Genomic DNA, 14,057 nt, shown 5'->3' on the forward strand with positions numbered 1-14,057 from the left:
TCACTCCTTCACTTTGATTCCAGCGGCGCGGATGGAATCCTTGCATAAATTCACTCTATGCATCGTGGCAGCCTGAATATCCGGTCTGGAATATGCTGGAATAGGCAACTCAATCTCGATAGCTGCGCGAGATGCCTGCCATGCCTCCCATTTGTTTTCGGTTGCAAGATGGCTGTACCCGCCACTCTCACGCCTGTCTAGCATTATTCCTCTGTGCAAATCTGAATTTGTCATATCTGCAATCCATGATTCGAAAGCCTTTCTTGATTCGTCCATATTCCCCTCCATCACCCCAGTGACTCTGCCAGTTTCAGTATTTCAGCCTGAACTTTGTCGAGTTCTCGCTGCGCTGCATTCATTTGCACGCAATGTTCATGAACCTGCTTAGCCCATGAGGCTGCGATTCGTGACTTCTCTGCTAACTGCGCAATTATTTGTTTCTCGTTCATCATTACTCTCCATCAGCGTGCTGGGGTGTTAGTTTTGGGCTTGTAGTTATTGCCGATGAGTTTGATAGTATCGGCGTACACATATCCTTCTAGTCCGGATGATTTGCCGTTTAATAGCCTCACACGAACTACATTCGGGTGTATTTCTGGCATCTCCGTAACCAGGCCAAACAATTCTCCTGATGGTGAGCCGACTAGCTGACCTCGCTTAAACACTTCGCACCTCTCTCAATCTCTGGTTGATAAATGCAGTGAGTGGGTTAGCTCCACCGAAGTTTCCTACCGGCTTTTTGCTGTATACCCATGCGTTCTTGTGGCACCAGTCCCGATGAAGCTCACCTTTGGCAGCCATGCACTTGAGCATCTTGGTTACGAGCTTCTTGTCCAGGCCTGTTGCTTTAGCAATATCCACTGCCATTCCTGTCTCATGCTCTTCGATGTAGCGGAGAATTGATTCCGTGCGCTGCTTGTGAAGCTCTGTGAGGCGGTAGAAGTTAGCTCCCTTCGTCACGCGCTCAACCTCAATCAGAACGTCTTTAACGAGGTCATGAAGCAAGATGTTTATGTGTGATTTGTGGCATTCGAAGAGTTTTGCTAACTGTGCTGCTGAGGTGGGAATGTTTGTTTCAAGGTGGTTGAGTATTTTGTCTCGTGTGTTCATACATCGGCTCCTGAGTATCGCCGGCCTTTTTGTTGGGGCTGGCTTGCAGCTGTGCATTTCGCTCTGGCCTCGGTCTGGTCGCATCCAACAAAGTGACCGTTTCTGAATCCCTGGTACACAGTGCCAAGGGAGCCAAAGCGGTTTTTCGTCACGATGATTTCTGCGTATGGTGCGGCCTGGCTGTTTTCGTCATACACAGCCTCGCGATACAGCATGATGATTGAGTCTGCATCCTGCTCAATACTGCCTGAGTCGCGCAGGTCTGCGTTGGTTGGCCGTTTGTTTGGTCTCTTCTCGACTTCGCGAGATAACTGGCTGAGCGATACAACAGGGGTTTTAAGCTCCTTCGCCATAGCCTTCAGGCTTCCGGAGATGTGAGCAATAGCCAGGTCGTTTCGTTCTGCTTTTGGCTTCTGAATGAGGCCTAGGTAGTCAGCCATGATGAGAGAAAGGTGTGGATTCTCCTGCTTCAGGCGTTCTGCGATCGACCTGATTTCCTCAACCGAAAGTCGACATGCATCGACAACCCACACATCGAGGTCAGCAAGGCGTTTCATCCCTTCAGCTACCCTTCCCCACGCCTCGTCGTTCATGTGCGTTGGGTTTCTCAGAGAGCTAACAGACATCATCCCGGCTCCGGCAATACTTCGCTCGGCAATCTGCAATGCGCTCATCTCCATCGAGAAAATCAGCACCCCGCGCTTTTGCTCTGAGTTAGGCAATGTCCTGCTTGCGACACTTTCTGCCAGTTTGAGCGAGAACTCCGTTTTTCCCATTCCCGGTCGCGCTGCAACGATGATCAGGTCTTCGGCGTTAATCCCACCTAGGATTGCATCAAGCTCATCTATGCCGGTCTTCAGGTTGTCTGACTCTTCACCGTTGCGCAGGCGCTTATCAAGCGTCTCTGTGTAGTCGGTGATGATATCGCCAAGGTGAACAGGCTTAATCTCGTCACGCGGCTTTCTGATGGCTGACAGGCGCTTTACCAGTTCGTCCATGGCCTGCCCTGATGCGTCGATGGTTCCGTTCTCGATAGGGTCTCGCATCTCGCTTATCAGTTGCAGCACCAGTCGACGGTGGTAGTTATCAGCAACCATGCTGGCGTAGCCTTTCAGGTTTGCGGCACTCGGACACGACCGCGCAGTCATCATCACGTCGGTAGCATGTTCATCTCCACATTCCTCAGCGACCATCAGTGCGTCAATCAGGTTACGGTTGCGAGCTTGCTTGCAGATAACCTCAAACGCTTTCCGGTAGAGCGGGATGGAGAATGCTTCAGGTTCAAGCGTCGCCAGAACGTCGCCGGCTGCCGGCGTTAACCCTCCCAGGAGTAATCCGCCGATAACACTGGCCTCGATATCCTGTCTCATAGTGTTCCCTCACGAATTGCGGTTAATACTTTCGGTTGCAGCAGGTAATCAAACGTCGCCACCCAGCCACGGTCGTTATCACCAAAGTGGAATGGTCTTGCAGCGTTCATGAACGCTTTCACGTATGCCCGGTAGCCGTCGATGTTTTTGGTAGCGAGAGAGTTAATCAGCTTCTTGAGTTTGCGCTGACGCTCTGCGTTGGCCTCTACAGCGTGAGGTAATCTGTCACCCACGATTTCGTTGTAGGCTTCAAGATACTCGTTGTAGTTGATGCGAACGGTCTTTCGCTTTTCAGGTTTAGAACCATCAGCACATCCCCCTTTAGGGGGTAAGGGGGTATTTGTATTTATTGTCTTTTGAATATTGTCTTTTGTGTTTAGCTGAGTTGGCTTATACCGATTAGCTGACTTGGCTAATGTTTTATTAGCCGTCTTAGCTAATGTTAAGCTGTCTTGGCTAATCCACTCTGAGACCACCTTGTTAACGCCAATTCTAACCCCGTCTGCAATGAGAAACTTTCGCTCAATCAGCTGACGTTTTGCGGCGCAGATATGCGTGTGATGAATACCGGTCATTGCTGCTATCTGCGTGTTTGTGAGCCTGTCCATTGGCTTATTGAATCCGTATGTCTTGCGCATGATAGCGAGCATTACCTTCAACTGCCGGGCGGTTAAATCAGCCATCAGTAAGCTGTCTGTAAGCTCGTTAGCAACGCGCATGAAGCCATCTTCGGTATCTGCCACGCGATGCTCCACAACCTCAAGGTGAGGCTTTATAGGTGTTACGGTTGCGAGATTACTCATGACCTTTCTCCTTCTGCATCAGCTTCACTTTCTCCAACTCAGCCCGAAATCGACCAGGCTGCTTGAAGCTGGACAGGAAGCGATCACGTAGTATGTTTTTGTGCATTTTGTCCTGGTAAGGACTGAGTGGTTTTGTCATAATTACTCCTGTTACTTGGCGTAACACAGTGTGCTTAAGCCCTAAACGAGTTACCGCTCGTTTGGGGTTTTTCTTTTGTGAGAATCGACGCCACCTGCTGTGCAAGTCTCGCCATCTCATCATCATCAACTCCCCATTCAAGCACTGCCAGAAGCATTGAGAACTTCGGAATCCAGTCTCGCTTCCACCGGCTAATTTGTGCTTTATCGACACCCACGGCCGCTGCTGTTTTCTCTGTTCCAATCAGGGCGATCTTGTTAAGCAAGGCACTTTCAATGCGCATTGCCTCGTTGCGTTTGTTTGCGTGTTCCATATGTGAATATATTCCTTAGTTAATAGGTAAATACGCATCCGTTGATGCGTTGGTTGTAGGGACGAAACATCCCTGGCCAGAAGTGTTAAAGAGCAGTGTTACTTAAGCGGCTTTGCCGCTTTTGGTTCCGTACTGTAACCACACAGGATCACAGTTAAGAGCCATCGCAATCTCAAACAAGAAACGTGGGCGCTTGGTTACTCCAGCCTCGATAAGCTGAATTGACTGTTGCTTTACGCCTGCTTTGTTAGCCAGCTCAGTCTGAGTCATCTTCAACTGAACTCGTTTCTTTTTGAGGCGTTCTGACAGAGTTTGCATATCGCCTCCTTCAACAAACTTTCTTGTATTCTCATACAAACTATCTTGTTTGTCAATTACAGGATTTCTTGTAACCATTGGAGGAAATTACAGAGGTGGTTTATGAGTATTTCTTCCAGGGTAAAAAGCAAAAGAATCCAGCTTGGTCTTAACCAGGCTGAGCTTGCGCAGAAGATTGGGACTTCTCAGCAATCAATTGAACAACTGGAAAATGGAAAGACCAAGCGACCAAGATTTTTACCGGAACTCGCTTCAGCTCTCGGAGTTAGCGTCGATTGGTTATTGAAAGGTTCGCCAGATTCAAACATAACTTATGTTGGGCCCAACGAACCTAAAGGAAAATATCCATTGATTAGCTTAGTTAGCGCTGGCGCGTGGTCAGAAGCTTGTGAGCCGTACAATCTCAAAGATATTGAGGAATGGTACGACAGTGATATTCATATGCTTGGTGATGGATTCTGGCTGCGTGTAGAGGGTGACTCTATGACGTCTCCGGTTGGACCGAGTATTCCAGAAGGTCACATTGTCTTGGTTGATACCGGCAGGGAAGCAGCAAACGGTAGCCTGGTTGTAGCAAAGCTTCTTGATGCGAACGAGGCGACATTTAAGAAGTTGGTAATTGACGGCGGACAGAAATACCTAAAAGGACTCAACCCTTCATGGCCTATGATGCCTATTAATGGCAACTGCAAGATCATCGGTGTTGTGGTTGAGGCAAGGGTGAAGTTCATATGAAGCGCATAGTGTTGGCAATCTCCATTATGTCGATTCCTCTCGCCTCTTATGCTGACTGTTGGATTGTATCTGGCCTCAAGGGTAAATCTGCATTTAGTCAGGATGGATATGATTTTATTGATGACTCAGTTTCTGGGTCAGCGTTCAAATTGCGGATTGATGGTGAAAAGGCATCAGTTACTAATCTTGACGGATCTGCCGTATCAGACATGTCATATGTAGCCCTGACCGACAGCACAATAGTGGGAAGCTATCAGTCAGGTGGCGGAATAACGGTGGAAACATGGTCTGTCACAACAGACAAAAGGGTTATGTATTCCAAAGTAATGAACATCCCAGGATTTCAAAAGCTAACCTCAACTAAAGCATTCGTCGGAGTTGTATCTGGCAACTGCGAAAAGTAGCCCATCACAGATCTTATCAAATTAAAAACAAACTATTTTCCGTTATAAAACAACGGAGTTTGTTTTTTTCGCCTTCAAATACAATATTTCTTGTTTACAACATACAATCTTTCTTGTAATTTTAAGCCATCAGCAGGACGCTGGTAGCCAAACGGAACTGATTGGCAGGCTCTTTAACAAGATGACATGGGGATGATTCGTCCCCGCCAAAGAGCAGTTGGCTTTGGACTGGCAGACGGCTATCAGCTAGAGGCGATTCGCCTGGCGATAACGGCCTGACTCAATTCAGTTTGAGTCGCCAGTACCAAAGTCAATCATCGGAGGTATCCAATGAAAGCCAGAGAGATTCGTAAACTCGAACGTTCTCGTCAGCACAAAGAGATAAAAGCCTACTGTAAAAAGATTGACCGTGCATTTTCACGGCTGTCGGAAGGCTGTAGTGAGCGCGTAACCAAAGCCATTTCGCTTGCCGGAACGCGTCAGAAGGAGGTTGAAGTAACCGCGGTTAAGCAGAATCGCATCTACTACCGGGACGCTAACCCGCTCGGGAATAAAATCCATGCCACTCAGCGCATGAAGCTGAGCAGTAAGCCACTTATTTGAGGTGCACCATGAAATACAAAGTTGGCGGAGTATATAGGTACGCGCTGTCTGAAAAAAGGTTTGTAGTATTTAGCGTGAATGAGACAGCAGCTGGAACTTCCGTTTGGTTGCGTCAATTAGATCAGAAATTACCCGACGATTTTGTTGGTACATGGAATTTAACGGCAGACGAATGCGAAAGTGTCATTGATGTATCGAATGGTCTTTCATCATTACTTTCTACCGGACATATGCGTATATGTGATGCTAAAGAAATAATGAAAAAGAGATTTGGATTGAAAATTAAAGGTAGGTCTTTAATAGACGTCACGAAATCTCTTGCAGAAGTATCTAACGCACATGCCGCATAGTCGGCCTTCTTTTGGCAGCAAGCCACAGAGGTGAATATGAAACATACAGGCGGACCAGCTTTTCCAAATAAGGAATCAAGTGGCAATGGAGGCTCTTCACTTGATTCTTGCGGTATGACCCTGCGCGATTACTTCGCTGCAAAGGCAATGCAGGCTTTTATCACAGGTGCAATCTCAGATGGTACACCACTCAGAACCATGGACGGTGATGACAAAGTGGCAGCTAAGGCGGCTTACATTATCGCAGATGCAATGTTGAAGGAGCGCGAATAGCAGCTGATAGCTAATTCTCTGAGTTAGCTATTGGGTGTAATACCGCACCACATCATCTAAAGGAGACGATAGGTGATGTTCTGATTAAATACCCCTTGTTGTCATCTTGGCCTCTTCGTGAGGCCATTTTTTTAACTGCATATCCATAGCACTTCTCACGAGGTGTTTTTGATATGCCAATTACAAACACAGGAGCACGCCATGCAATTAGCCATTGCAGGGTGGCCTATTGCTGGCCGCCATTCTGAAACACAACTCGACCGAATCATTAAACAGGCCATTGAGGCCGCCAGAAAGTCACTGGAGGCGTTATGCGGAACTCAGCAGTAAATCACAGCGCGCTCAAAGCAGCGCAGAGCAAAGCGGTTATCGCTCGCTATCTCGGTGATGGTCGCATGTGGCAAGAGGCTCATGAGGCCATGAAGACCGCAATAAACATGCCGTGGTACCGAAAATCATGAGCATTGCAGATACCTGGTCAGAAGATGCTTTTGTCCGCCTTATGCAGGACATGTTGAAACAGCAGAAAGAGGATGCAGAAGATGCGCCTGACGATGACAGACAAAACAGAGATTAAGCAAATCATCGCGCATCTAAGCGATGAAGACCACGCGAAAATTGATAAGCAGACTGAGATGCTGTGCGCGAACATGCGTCCGGTGCTCAACATGCTCGAGTCACATAAACCAGACGACCACACGAAAGCAGCTGTTGAGTGGCTTGGCGAAGACGACTGCAACTATCAGGAATTCGCCGGCGAGGTTATGTGGGACATATTCAGGCCGCGCGTGGAGGTTGAGTATGCAATCGGCATATTCCTGCGCCGTCATACATTCGAGGATGCAGCATGAGCAATATCGTTGAGTTTGTTAAGCAGCAGGAGCAGCTATTCTGCGGAGCGTTAACTGAGCAGACAGTTAACTGGGCAAAGGAAAGCCAGTTCGCAATTCAGTATTTCCAGAAGAATGACTTCCTCGTCAAAACAGCCCTGTCCAATCCTACCAGCGCGCAGAACGCGATCATCAACGTGGCAGCCATTGGCATTACGTTGAACCCTGCAAGCAAGCTAGCTTATCTGGTGCCTCGCGACGGAATGGTGTGCCTCGATATCAGCTACATGGGGTTGCTGCACCTTGCGCAGTCTACAGGCTCCATTAAGTGGGGTCAGTGCAAACTGGTGTACTCAGCTGACACCTATGAATCAAATGGCCTTGATAGCGCTCCTACGCACAAATACAACGCGTTTGGTGAGCGTGGTGAGGTTGTCGGTGGTTATTGCACGGTTAAGACCGCTGACGGTGACTACCTGACGGAGGAAATGAGCCTGACAGAAATCAAGGCGGTGGAAGCTACCAGTAAGGCAAAGAACGGCCCATGGAAGACGTTCTGGGAAGAAATGGCGCGTAAGACCATTGTCAAGCGAGCTTCTAAATACTGGCCTAAGGCGCAACGTCTGGATAATGCAATCCACCTGCTCAATGAAGGTGAAGGCATGCACCAGGAGCCATTGATGCCGCATAAGTCAGAGGAAGATATCCGTGAAGACGAGCGGAAGCGCCAGCAGGAAATCATCGAGCATGTTCAGGCTCTTTGTGACGATATGGCGAGGGCTGAGACCATGGATGACCTTAAGCGCATCTTCGCAGATGCATACAAGCGCACAGCTGGGATGAAGCTGCAACAAAACGTCCAGGCAGTCTACATGGAATGTAAAGAAAAAATGGAGATGCGCCATGAAAGCGTCTGAGTTGTTTCGTTATGAAGATGGATTGCTTTTTTGGCGGATTAAGCCAGCGAGATGGATGAGGGTTGGTGATAAGGCCGGAGGAAAAACAAAATCTGGCCATTGCATTGTAAGCATGAGCGGAAAAAGAGAATACGTGCACAGGGTGGTGTGGGAAATTCACCACGGAGAAATTCCAGAAGGGATGGTAATAGACCATATCAATGAAAATCCGAGCGATAACCGAATAGAAAACCTTAGGTGCGTTTCTCAGCAAATAAATCTTTTGAACAAGAGAAAACAGAAAAATAACACATCGGGCATAACTGGAGTTGGGTTTCATAAGCAAAGAAGAAAATGGAGAGCCATATTCATGGATGAGTATCTGGGGCTGTTTGGTAACTTTGTTGACGCCTGCGAGGCAAGGATAGTTGCTGAGGTATCTTCTGGGCTCTCCACTGAGAGGAATGGCATATGAGCAAACTGTATGAGATTGCCAACGATTACGCCAGGCTAATGGACTCTGATTTTGAAGCCGACGAGATAGCCGACACGCTGGAAGGCATGGAAGGTGAGCTTACAGATAAGATAGAACAGTTGTTGGCTATCTGTAAGAACGAAACCGGATATGCAGAACGCCTCAAGGAAGAGGCTAAGGCACTCAATGAACGCGCGGCAGTAATCAACAACAAGGTCGATAACATCATGACCTACATCGCCAATTCGCTTGAGATGATGGGTAAGAAGAAGATTCGCGCTGGCATCCATCAGGTAACTGTTCGTGCCCCTGTCGAGTCGGTAGAAATCACAGATGAAGGCTCATTGCCTCCTGAGTATGTCGAGTACGTGACATCAGTTAAGGCTGACAAGTTAGCCATCAAGCATCAACTCAAGGCCGGAAATTCCATCCCGGGCGCGACACTCAAAATAGGCAAGCCATCCCTCCTAATCAAATAAGGATTCAGCATGACATACCTCCTGTGGGAATCATGGGAGGAGGACTTCTTGCGCGAAGTTGCTTCCACCATGGAACCAAAGCTAATAGCGGAAAAGCTTGAGCGCTCTGAAATGTCGATATGGAGCAAGGCTGGAAGATTAGGCATCAAGTTAATCTCCAGCGACAACAAGCCATGGAGCAAAAAGGAATTAGCTCTCTTTTCATCGCACTCTCCAAACGAAATCGCAGAAGTCACCTCCCGTTCCATCTATTCAGTAAGAGCGAAATTATCGAGGCTGCCATCATGATCGGAAATTACTACGACCCCTTCATCACGCCCAATGAATTAATAGCAGGACATCGCTTCAAACCCATCAACAATATCCCACGCGAAGAAATGTTGAAGCGCGAGTCATTCCCAAGTGTGAACGAGAACAAATTCCTGACAGAGTGGTTAAACCAGAGGGCGAAGAAATGAGCGTGAAACGTTACCAGCCTGCACCATTCAATGAGCGAGTTTTGCATGCAAGCGACGACGGTGAATACGTTAAATACGATGACTACGCCGCACTTGAAGCCAAGTGCTCGGCGCTGGCTGCGGAGAATGCGGGGCTGAAGGTAAGTCGCAAGAATCTGGCTGAATTCATTCACGATGAGTTGAATGCCGACTATCCGCTGAACATGGATGTTGAAACCCCAGCGACCGACGCTTTCTTTGCTGAAGTGCGGGCCAGCGCTTTTAACGACCTATGCGCGGAATTCGTTAAACACAAGGCGCTTGCTAGTTTAGACGATAGACAGAAAGTAACCGTATTTGAAGCAACCGAAGCGCTTTTGCATTGCGCAGAGCAATTAGACACCCAGTTTCGCAAAGGAGTGCAGTCATGACGCGCATCCGTAACTTCGGCTGGAATCGACTCAAGCTGGCAACACTTTCTTACGAAGAGATAAGCGCTCTCGAAGAGCAGGTGAAGCAAGAGCACGCCTGTAGCGATGGCATCCACATGTACGACAAAGCAGGTCGTGACAAGCTCGATGCTCTGAGTTGGGCCGTATACAACAATCAGAAGCAGGAGTCCGCCCAATGAGCAACATCGACAAACGCGCATTACGTGAAGCCGCTGAAAAGGCGACACCGGGACCGTGGTACGTGCATGACAAGCCTTGTGAGGACGGTAACTACGGTATTGATACCAGTGATAAAGAGTTTCTGGCCGAGGCCGTCGTATGGTGGGGGTTTTCAAGGCAGAGTATCTGGCGTGAAGAGGATGCAAAACACATCGCCGCAGCTAACCCCGCCGCCGTACTGGCGCTGCTGGATGAGCTGGAAGCCGCAGAGAAGCGGATTGCTGAGCTGGAGGCGACATCGTTTTCAAAGGCCGCGATTGACGTACTTGCGGAGAGACAGCGGCAGCAGTCAGCTGAGGGATGGACTACTGAGCATGATGATGATCATTCATGTGGGGAAATGGCGCTTGCTGCCAGCTCCTATGCGCAGTATGCGCACCGCAAACCTATTGCCCCAGCAATCCCTTTTAACTGGCCATGGGAACCAGAGTGGTTTAAGCAACAAGGTCCGCGTCGCGACCTGGTTAAAGCAGGCGCACTTATTCTGGCTGAAATTGAACGCATCGACCGCGCCGCAACCGGTAAAGTAGCTAAGTGATGCTAACCCAAGAGCGCCTAAAGGAACTTCTTCATTACGATAGAGATACCGGTGTTTTCACGAGACTTAAAACCAGATCAAGCAGAGCCAAGGAAGGTGAGATCGCTGGATGGCCTAGCTCTGGTGGCTATCTTCGGGTGTGCGTCGATGGGAAGGTTCACTTTTGCCACCGCCTTGCATGGCTATATGAACACGGTGAGTTTCCATCAGCGTTCATGGACCACATCAACGGAGACAGGCAGGACAACCGAATCAGTAATATCCGCCAGGTTTCTTTAAGCCAGAACGGATTCAACAGGAAGATGCAGTCCACCAATACATCAGGCATTAAGGGTGTTTCTTGGTGTAAGGAAATGAAGAAGTGGAGGGCTGGAATTATGCATGAGGGTAAGCATATTCACGTCGGATACTTTATCGAGAAAATTGAGGCAGCTGAAGCTATCGAGAAAGTAAGAAATGAGCTTCATGGCGCATTTGCAAACAATGGAGGTAAGGCAGCATGAGAACACTTACCAAAGAATGGCTACTGAAGACCATCGCGGAGCTTGAAGAAGAGCGCGATGCGACTCCAGGCGCAGTAAACGAAGATGCGGCCATGGCGCTTGAGGCGATGAAACGGGCGCTGGCATCGCTCGAAGCGGAGCCGGTGTATCAAGTATTGGTCGATGGAAGTTGGACTGATTACGACAAACAACATTTAGAGGAACTGCTTGAAGCGAAACCATCCACCCTTTTTCGTGTTGCTTACCCATCGCCACGGATAATGAATCCAGTTTCAGTTGATGCTGACGATAATTTCTATTCTTGGTTTGGCAGGGAATGGCATGAGCATTATCAGCATAATCAATACACCACGGCAGCTAAGCAGATGCTTGGTGTTATGGCTGAATCTGCGTGGAAAGCTGGTCGCCGCGCCGCCATGCTTCAGGGTGCCGATGGCAACTCTCCGGTGTTTCCGGATGGTTGGGTGGCTTGCAGTGAGCGGATGCCGGAAATTGGAAGCCGCGTAATTGTTGCCATTGAGGAAAAGTACGTCCGCAGTGCTTCGTATACGCAATGGGATGGCGCTAAAACGGAAAGAGGTAGAGCGCCAAGATTTGAAGACTTACGAGGTATTGTACATGGCGTAACTCACTGGCAACCACTTCCCTCACCTCCAGCCAAATAACAAACCCGCACCATGCGGGTTTTTCTTTATCGGAGTCATCATGCACGCCAATCCAATTATCTGGCTCATAGTCGGAATTATGGCTCTGATCGCTATCTCTTCACTCATTCACATGTCAGAGGGCTTGTTATGGCTAAATTTGCTGTGGGCGCGTTAGTGCAGCTTAAGACTGGAGGCATCAGATGGATGGTTGCGAGCCAGATTGAGCCGGATAGCGACCATCCGAAAGTGTGGTGCAAATGGGATTACGGAAACTACTCGGTGCATAACGAACACGAACTTCGCGCGGCTACTGATGATGCTCCTCGCGTGTATAAGAAATTAGCGTAAGGAGGCAGGTAATGACTCGTGAAGAAGCGATAGCGAAACTGAAGGCACTACATACAAGCTACGACCCTGAGAGTGACCATGCCGATGCAGATAAGGTGATTTGCGAGCTTCTTATATCGCTAGGGTATGAAGATGTAGTTATCGAATACGACCATGTAGATAAGTGGTATGCATAGGAGTAACCATGGAATCACACAGCCTCACACTCGATGAGGCCTGTGCATTTCTCAAGATATCCAGACCAACCGCTACCAACTGGATTCGCACAGGCCGCCTTCAGGCAACACGCAAAGACCCTTCCAAACCCAAATCCCCATACCTCACAACACGGCAAGCCTGCATTGCGGCGCTTCAGTCTCCGCTGCATACTGTCGGCGTGAGCGCGGGTGATGGCATTAAAGAGGAAACACAATGTCACTCTTCCGCAGAGGTGAAATATGGTACGCATCGTACTCGCTCCCGGGCGGGAAGCGAATTAAGGAAAGCCTTGGGACTTCCGACAAACGGCTCGCTACTGAGCTACATGACAAGCGCAAAGCTGAATTGTGGCGAGTAGACCGGTTAGGCGATTTCCCTGACGTAACGTTTGATGATGCATGCATGCGGTGGCTTGAGGAAAAGGCCGAGAAGAAGTCACTGAAAGACGACCGCAGCCGCATGGCGTTCTGGCTGGCGCACTTCGAAGGGATTCGATTAAAGGATGTCACTGAGCAAAGGATTTACTCAGCAGTAAACAAGATGAGCAACCGCAAGCTGCTTGAGATATGGAAAATTCAGGCAGCAGCGGCGCAGAAGAACGGACAGCCAGCACCAGTATATTCAGCCTCCCCCGTTACCACTTCCACCAAGGCAAAACATCTGGCTCTGATGAAGGCCATTCTGCGTGCGGCAGAGCTTGACTGGAAATGGCTGGAAAAGGCACCTGTGATTAAGGTTCCTGCCGTGAGGAATAAGCGGGTGCGCTGGCTGGAGCATGAGGAAGCTAAGAGACTTATTGAGGAATGTCCTGAGCCGCTGAAGTCGGTTGTTAAGTATGCGCTGGCAACCGGTCTCCGTCGTTCGAACATAATCAATATGGAATGGCAACAGATAGACATGCAGCGTCGTGTTGCCTGGGTAAATCCTGAAGACAGCAAATCAAACAGAGCTATTGGCGTAGCGCTGAATGATACGGCCTGTAAGGTACTGCGCGATCAGATTGGCAATCATCATAAATGGGTGTTCGTCCATATGAAAGCCGGTGTTCGACCTGATGGCTCTAAGACTCCATCAGTGAGGAAGATGCGGGTTGATGACCAGAGTGCATGGAATGCAGCTTGTCGTCGTGCAGGTATTGAGGATTTCCGGTTCCACGACCTGAGACATACATGGGCGAGTTGGTTAATTCAGTCCGGTGTTCCGTTATCCGTACTTCAGGAAATGGGCGGCTGGGAAAGTATCGAAATGGTCCGTCGATATGCCCACCTGGCACCTAATCATTTAACTGAACACGCGAAGCAAATTGACTCAATTTTTGGGGTTGATGTCCCAAATATGTCCCACACAGGAAATGAGGAGGAAGTGAAAAAGGCGTAAGTGCATGATTCATAATGGCACGCCCTGTAGGATTCGAACCTACGACCTACGGCTTAGAAGGCCGGTGCTCTATCCAATTGAGCTAAGGGCGCATGGTGATTGTATCGGATTATACGGCTCGATCCCGCTGAGTCAACGATTTCACTCCCGCCGGGCATCTGATGCTGAACTAATGAACAGTCGTGAGGCAACCAGCTGACCGTAAAGCATAAAAAAAGAGCCGGCACTGTTGCAAAGTTA

General features: G+C 48.9%; 28 protein-coding genes, 1 tRNA gene and 1 pseudogene. 21 read left to right on the plus strand and 9 right to left on the minus strand.

From position 1 onward, the window contains the following. The 8 genes from BBW68_RS04525 to BBW68_RS04550 all read right to left on the minus strand — a co-directional run bounded on the left by BBW68_RS04525 (position 1) and on the right by BBW68_RS04550 (position 4,053). Entirely contained in the window at positions 1-276 is a 276-nt protein-coding gene (locus BBW68_RS04525) for a phiTE_015 family protein (protein ID WP_083264801.1), read from the minus strand. Between the two features lie 11 nt (positions 277-287). Next, on the minus strand, positions 288-452 hold the full coding sequence (locus BBW68_RS18720; RefSeq protein ID WP_186821272.1) for a hypothetical protein: 165 nt from the start codon (positions 450-452) through the stop codon (positions 288-290). Between the two features lie 205 nt (positions 453-657). Next, a complete protein-coding gene (locus BBW68_RS04530; protein ID WP_070134194.1) occupies positions 658-1,110 on the minus strand; it encodes a helix-turn-helix domain-containing protein in 453 nt (150 codons plus the stop codon). Next, positions 1,107-2,480 (minus strand): replicative DNA helicase, encoded by a 1,374-nt coding sequence (locus BBW68_RS04535; protein WP_070134195.1) that lies wholly within the window; start codon positions 2,478-2,480, stop codon positions 1,107-1,109. Before BBW68_RS04535 ends, BBW68_RS04530 begins: the two co-directional genes overlap by 4 nt. Next, positions 2,477-3,283: a replication protein gene (locus BBW68_RS04540; protein ID WP_070134196.1), complete on the minus strand. Its 807-nt coding sequence runs from the start codon at positions 3,281-3,283 to the stop codon at positions 2,477-2,479. Before BBW68_RS04540 ends, BBW68_RS04535 begins: the two co-directional genes overlap by 4 nt. Continuing rightward, positions 3,276-3,422: a DUF2740 family protein gene (locus BBW68_RS17595; protein WP_088130987.1), complete on the minus strand. Its 147-nt coding sequence runs from the start codon at positions 3,420-3,422 to the stop codon at positions 3,276-3,278. Before BBW68_RS17595 ends, BBW68_RS04540 begins: the two co-directional genes overlap by 8 nt. Positions 3,423-3,456: 34 nt before the next feature. Beyond that, the gene (locus tag BBW68_RS04545; RefSeq protein WP_070134197.1) at positions 3,457-3,735 is read right to left on the minus strand and encodes a CII family transcriptional regulator; all 279 of its coding nucleotides are present in this window, start codon (positions 3,733-3,735) and stop codon (positions 3,457-3,459) included. A 102-nt stretch (positions 3,736-3,837) separates the two neighbouring features. After that, positions 3,838-4,053, minus strand: coding sequence for a helix-turn-helix domain-containing protein (locus tag BBW68_RS04550; RefSeq protein ID WP_070134198.1), 216 nt, complete (start codon positions 4,051-4,053; stop codon positions 3,838-3,840). Positions 4,054-4,155: 102 nt separating this feature from the next. On the opposite strand from BBW68_RS04550, the gene BBW68_RS04555 reads away from it, so the two are divergent. From BBW68_RS04555 to BBW68_RS04630, 21 genes and pseudogenes are all read left to right on the plus strand, one after another. Next, positions 4,156-4,788, plus strand: a complete 633-nt coding sequence (locus tag BBW68_RS04555; RefSeq protein WP_070134199.1) for a LexA family protein — start codon at positions 4,156-4,158, stop codon at positions 4,786-4,788. Beyond that, positions 4,785-5,192: a hypothetical protein gene (locus BBW68_RS04560; protein ID WP_070134200.1), complete on the plus strand. Its 408-nt coding sequence runs from the start codon at positions 4,785-4,787 to the stop codon at positions 5,190-5,192. Before BBW68_RS04555 ends, BBW68_RS04560 begins: the two co-directional genes overlap by 4 nt. A 330-nt stretch (positions 5,193-5,522) precedes the next feature. Then, complete coding sequence (locus BBW68_RS04565) at positions 5,523-5,795, plus strand: hypothetical protein (protein ID WP_070134201.1); 273 nt, start codon at positions 5,523-5,525, stop codon at positions 5,793-5,795. An 8-nt stretch (positions 5,796-5,803) separates the two neighbouring features. Continuing rightward, positions 5,804-6,145, plus strand: a complete 342-nt coding sequence (locus tag BBW68_RS18270; RefSeq protein WP_148127536.1) for a hypothetical protein — start codon at positions 5,804-5,806, stop codon at positions 6,143-6,145. Between the two features lie 36 nt (positions 6,146-6,181). Next, entirely contained in the window at positions 6,182-6,418 is a 237-nt protein-coding gene (locus BBW68_RS15775; protein WP_102135753.1) for a hypothetical protein, read from the plus strand. A 201-nt stretch (positions 6,419-6,619) separates the two neighbouring features. After that, the gene (locus BBW68_RS17600; RefSeq protein ID WP_102135754.1) at positions 6,620-6,748 is read left to right on the plus strand and encodes a protease FtsH-inhibitory lysogeny factor CIII; all 129 of its coding nucleotides are present in this window, start codon (positions 6,620-6,622) and stop codon (positions 6,746-6,748) included. Then, positions 6,730-6,879, plus strand: a complete 150-nt coding sequence (kil, locus tag BBW68_RS19540; protein WP_070134202.1) for a host cell division inhibitory peptide Kil — start codon at positions 6,730-6,732, stop codon at positions 6,877-6,879. Before BBW68_RS17600 ends, kil begins: the two co-directional genes overlap by 19 nt. Positions 6,880-6,951: 72 nt before the next feature. After that, positions 6,952-7,269, plus strand: a complete 318-nt coding sequence (locus tag BBW68_RS04575) for a hypothetical protein (protein WP_245675203.1) — start codon at positions 6,952-6,954, stop codon at positions 7,267-7,269. Beyond that, entirely contained in the window at positions 7,266-8,165 is a 900-nt protein-coding gene (locus BBW68_RS04580; protein ID WP_070134203.1) for a RecT family recombinase, read from the plus strand. The genes BBW68_RS04575 and BBW68_RS04580 overlap by 4 nt, the downstream gene beginning before the upstream one ends. Continuing rightward, positions 8,152-8,619: an HNH endonuclease signature motif containing protein gene (locus tag BBW68_RS04585; RefSeq protein ID WP_070134204.1), complete on the plus strand. Its 468-nt coding sequence runs from the start codon at positions 8,152-8,154 to the stop codon at positions 8,617-8,619. Before BBW68_RS04580 ends, BBW68_RS04585 begins: the two co-directional genes overlap by 14 nt. After that, positions 8,616-9,098, plus strand: coding sequence for a siphovirus Gp157 family protein (locus BBW68_RS04590; protein ID WP_070134205.1), 483 nt, complete (start codon positions 8,616-8,618; stop codon positions 9,096-9,098). Before BBW68_RS04585 ends, BBW68_RS04590 begins: the two co-directional genes overlap by 4 nt. 284 nt (positions 9,099-9,382) lie before the next feature. Then, positions 9,383-9,556 (plus strand): DUF2737 family protein, encoded by a 174-nt coding sequence (locus tag BBW68_RS15785; protein ID WP_083264799.1) that lies wholly within the window; start codon positions 9,383-9,385, stop codon positions 9,554-9,556. Continuing rightward, positions 9,553-9,966 carry a hypothetical protein gene (locus tag BBW68_RS04600; protein WP_070134207.1) on the plus strand — a complete coding sequence of 138 codons (414 nt, stop codon included), beginning with the start codon at positions 9,553-9,555 and terminating at the stop codon, positions 9,964-9,966. The genes BBW68_RS15785 and BBW68_RS04600 overlap by 4 nt, the downstream gene beginning before the upstream one ends. Then, positions 9,963-10,166 carry a hypothetical protein gene (locus tag BBW68_RS04605; RefSeq protein WP_070134208.1) on the plus strand — a complete coding sequence of 68 codons (204 nt, stop codon included), beginning with the start codon at positions 9,963-9,965 and terminating at the stop codon, positions 10,164-10,166. Before BBW68_RS04600 ends, BBW68_RS04605 begins: the two co-directional genes overlap by 4 nt. Then, positions 10,163-10,744, plus strand: a complete 582-nt coding sequence (locus BBW68_RS04610; protein WP_070134209.1) for an ead/Ea22-like family protein — start codon at positions 10,163-10,165, stop codon at positions 10,742-10,744. Before BBW68_RS04605 ends, BBW68_RS04610 begins: the two co-directional genes overlap by 4 nt. Beyond that, positions 10,744-11,247, plus strand: coding sequence for an HNH endonuclease (locus BBW68_RS04615; RefSeq protein WP_070134210.1), 504 nt, complete (start codon positions 10,744-10,746; stop codon positions 11,245-11,247). The genes BBW68_RS04610 and BBW68_RS04615 overlap by 1 nt, the downstream gene beginning before the upstream one ends. Further along, positions 11,244-11,912: a DUF551 domain-containing protein gene (locus BBW68_RS04620; RefSeq protein WP_070134211.1), complete on the plus strand. Its 669-nt coding sequence runs from the start codon at positions 11,244-11,246 to the stop codon at positions 11,910-11,912. Before BBW68_RS04615 ends, BBW68_RS04620 begins: the two co-directional genes overlap by 4 nt. A 129-nt stretch (positions 11,913-12,041) precedes the next feature. Beyond that, entirely contained in the window at positions 12,042-12,242 is a 201-nt protein-coding gene (locus BBW68_RS04625) for a hypothetical protein (protein ID WP_070134212.1), read from the plus strand. Between the two features lie 11 nt (positions 12,243-12,253). Next, positions 12,254-12,418, plus strand: a complete 165-nt coding sequence (locus BBW68_RS18725; protein ID WP_186821273.1) for a hypothetical protein — start codon at positions 12,254-12,256, stop codon at positions 12,416-12,418. Positions 12,419-12,426: 8 nt separating this feature from the next. Continuing rightward, positions 12,427-12,519 (plus strand): annotated as a pseudogene (locus BBW68_RS19545) (helix-turn-helix domain-containing protein); the annotation flags it as partial. A 134-nt stretch (positions 12,520-12,653) separates the two neighbouring features. Beyond that, a complete protein-coding gene (locus BBW68_RS04630; RefSeq protein WP_070134213.1) occupies positions 12,654-13,817 on the plus strand; it encodes an integrase in 1,164 nt (387 codons plus the stop codon). A gap of 15 nt (positions 13,818-13,832) precedes the next feature. Here the strand turns inward: BBW68_RS04630 and BBW68_RS04635 are convergent. Further along, positions 13,833-13,909: transfer RNA gene (locus BBW68_RS04635), tRNA-Arg, on the minus strand. Positions 13,910-14,057 lie beyond the last annotated feature (148 nt).

Source organism: Candidatus Erwinia dacicola, assembly GCF_001756855.1.
Lineage (GTDB): Bacteria > Pseudomonadota > Gammaproteobacteria > Enterobacterales > Enterobacteriaceae > Erwinia > Erwinia dacicola.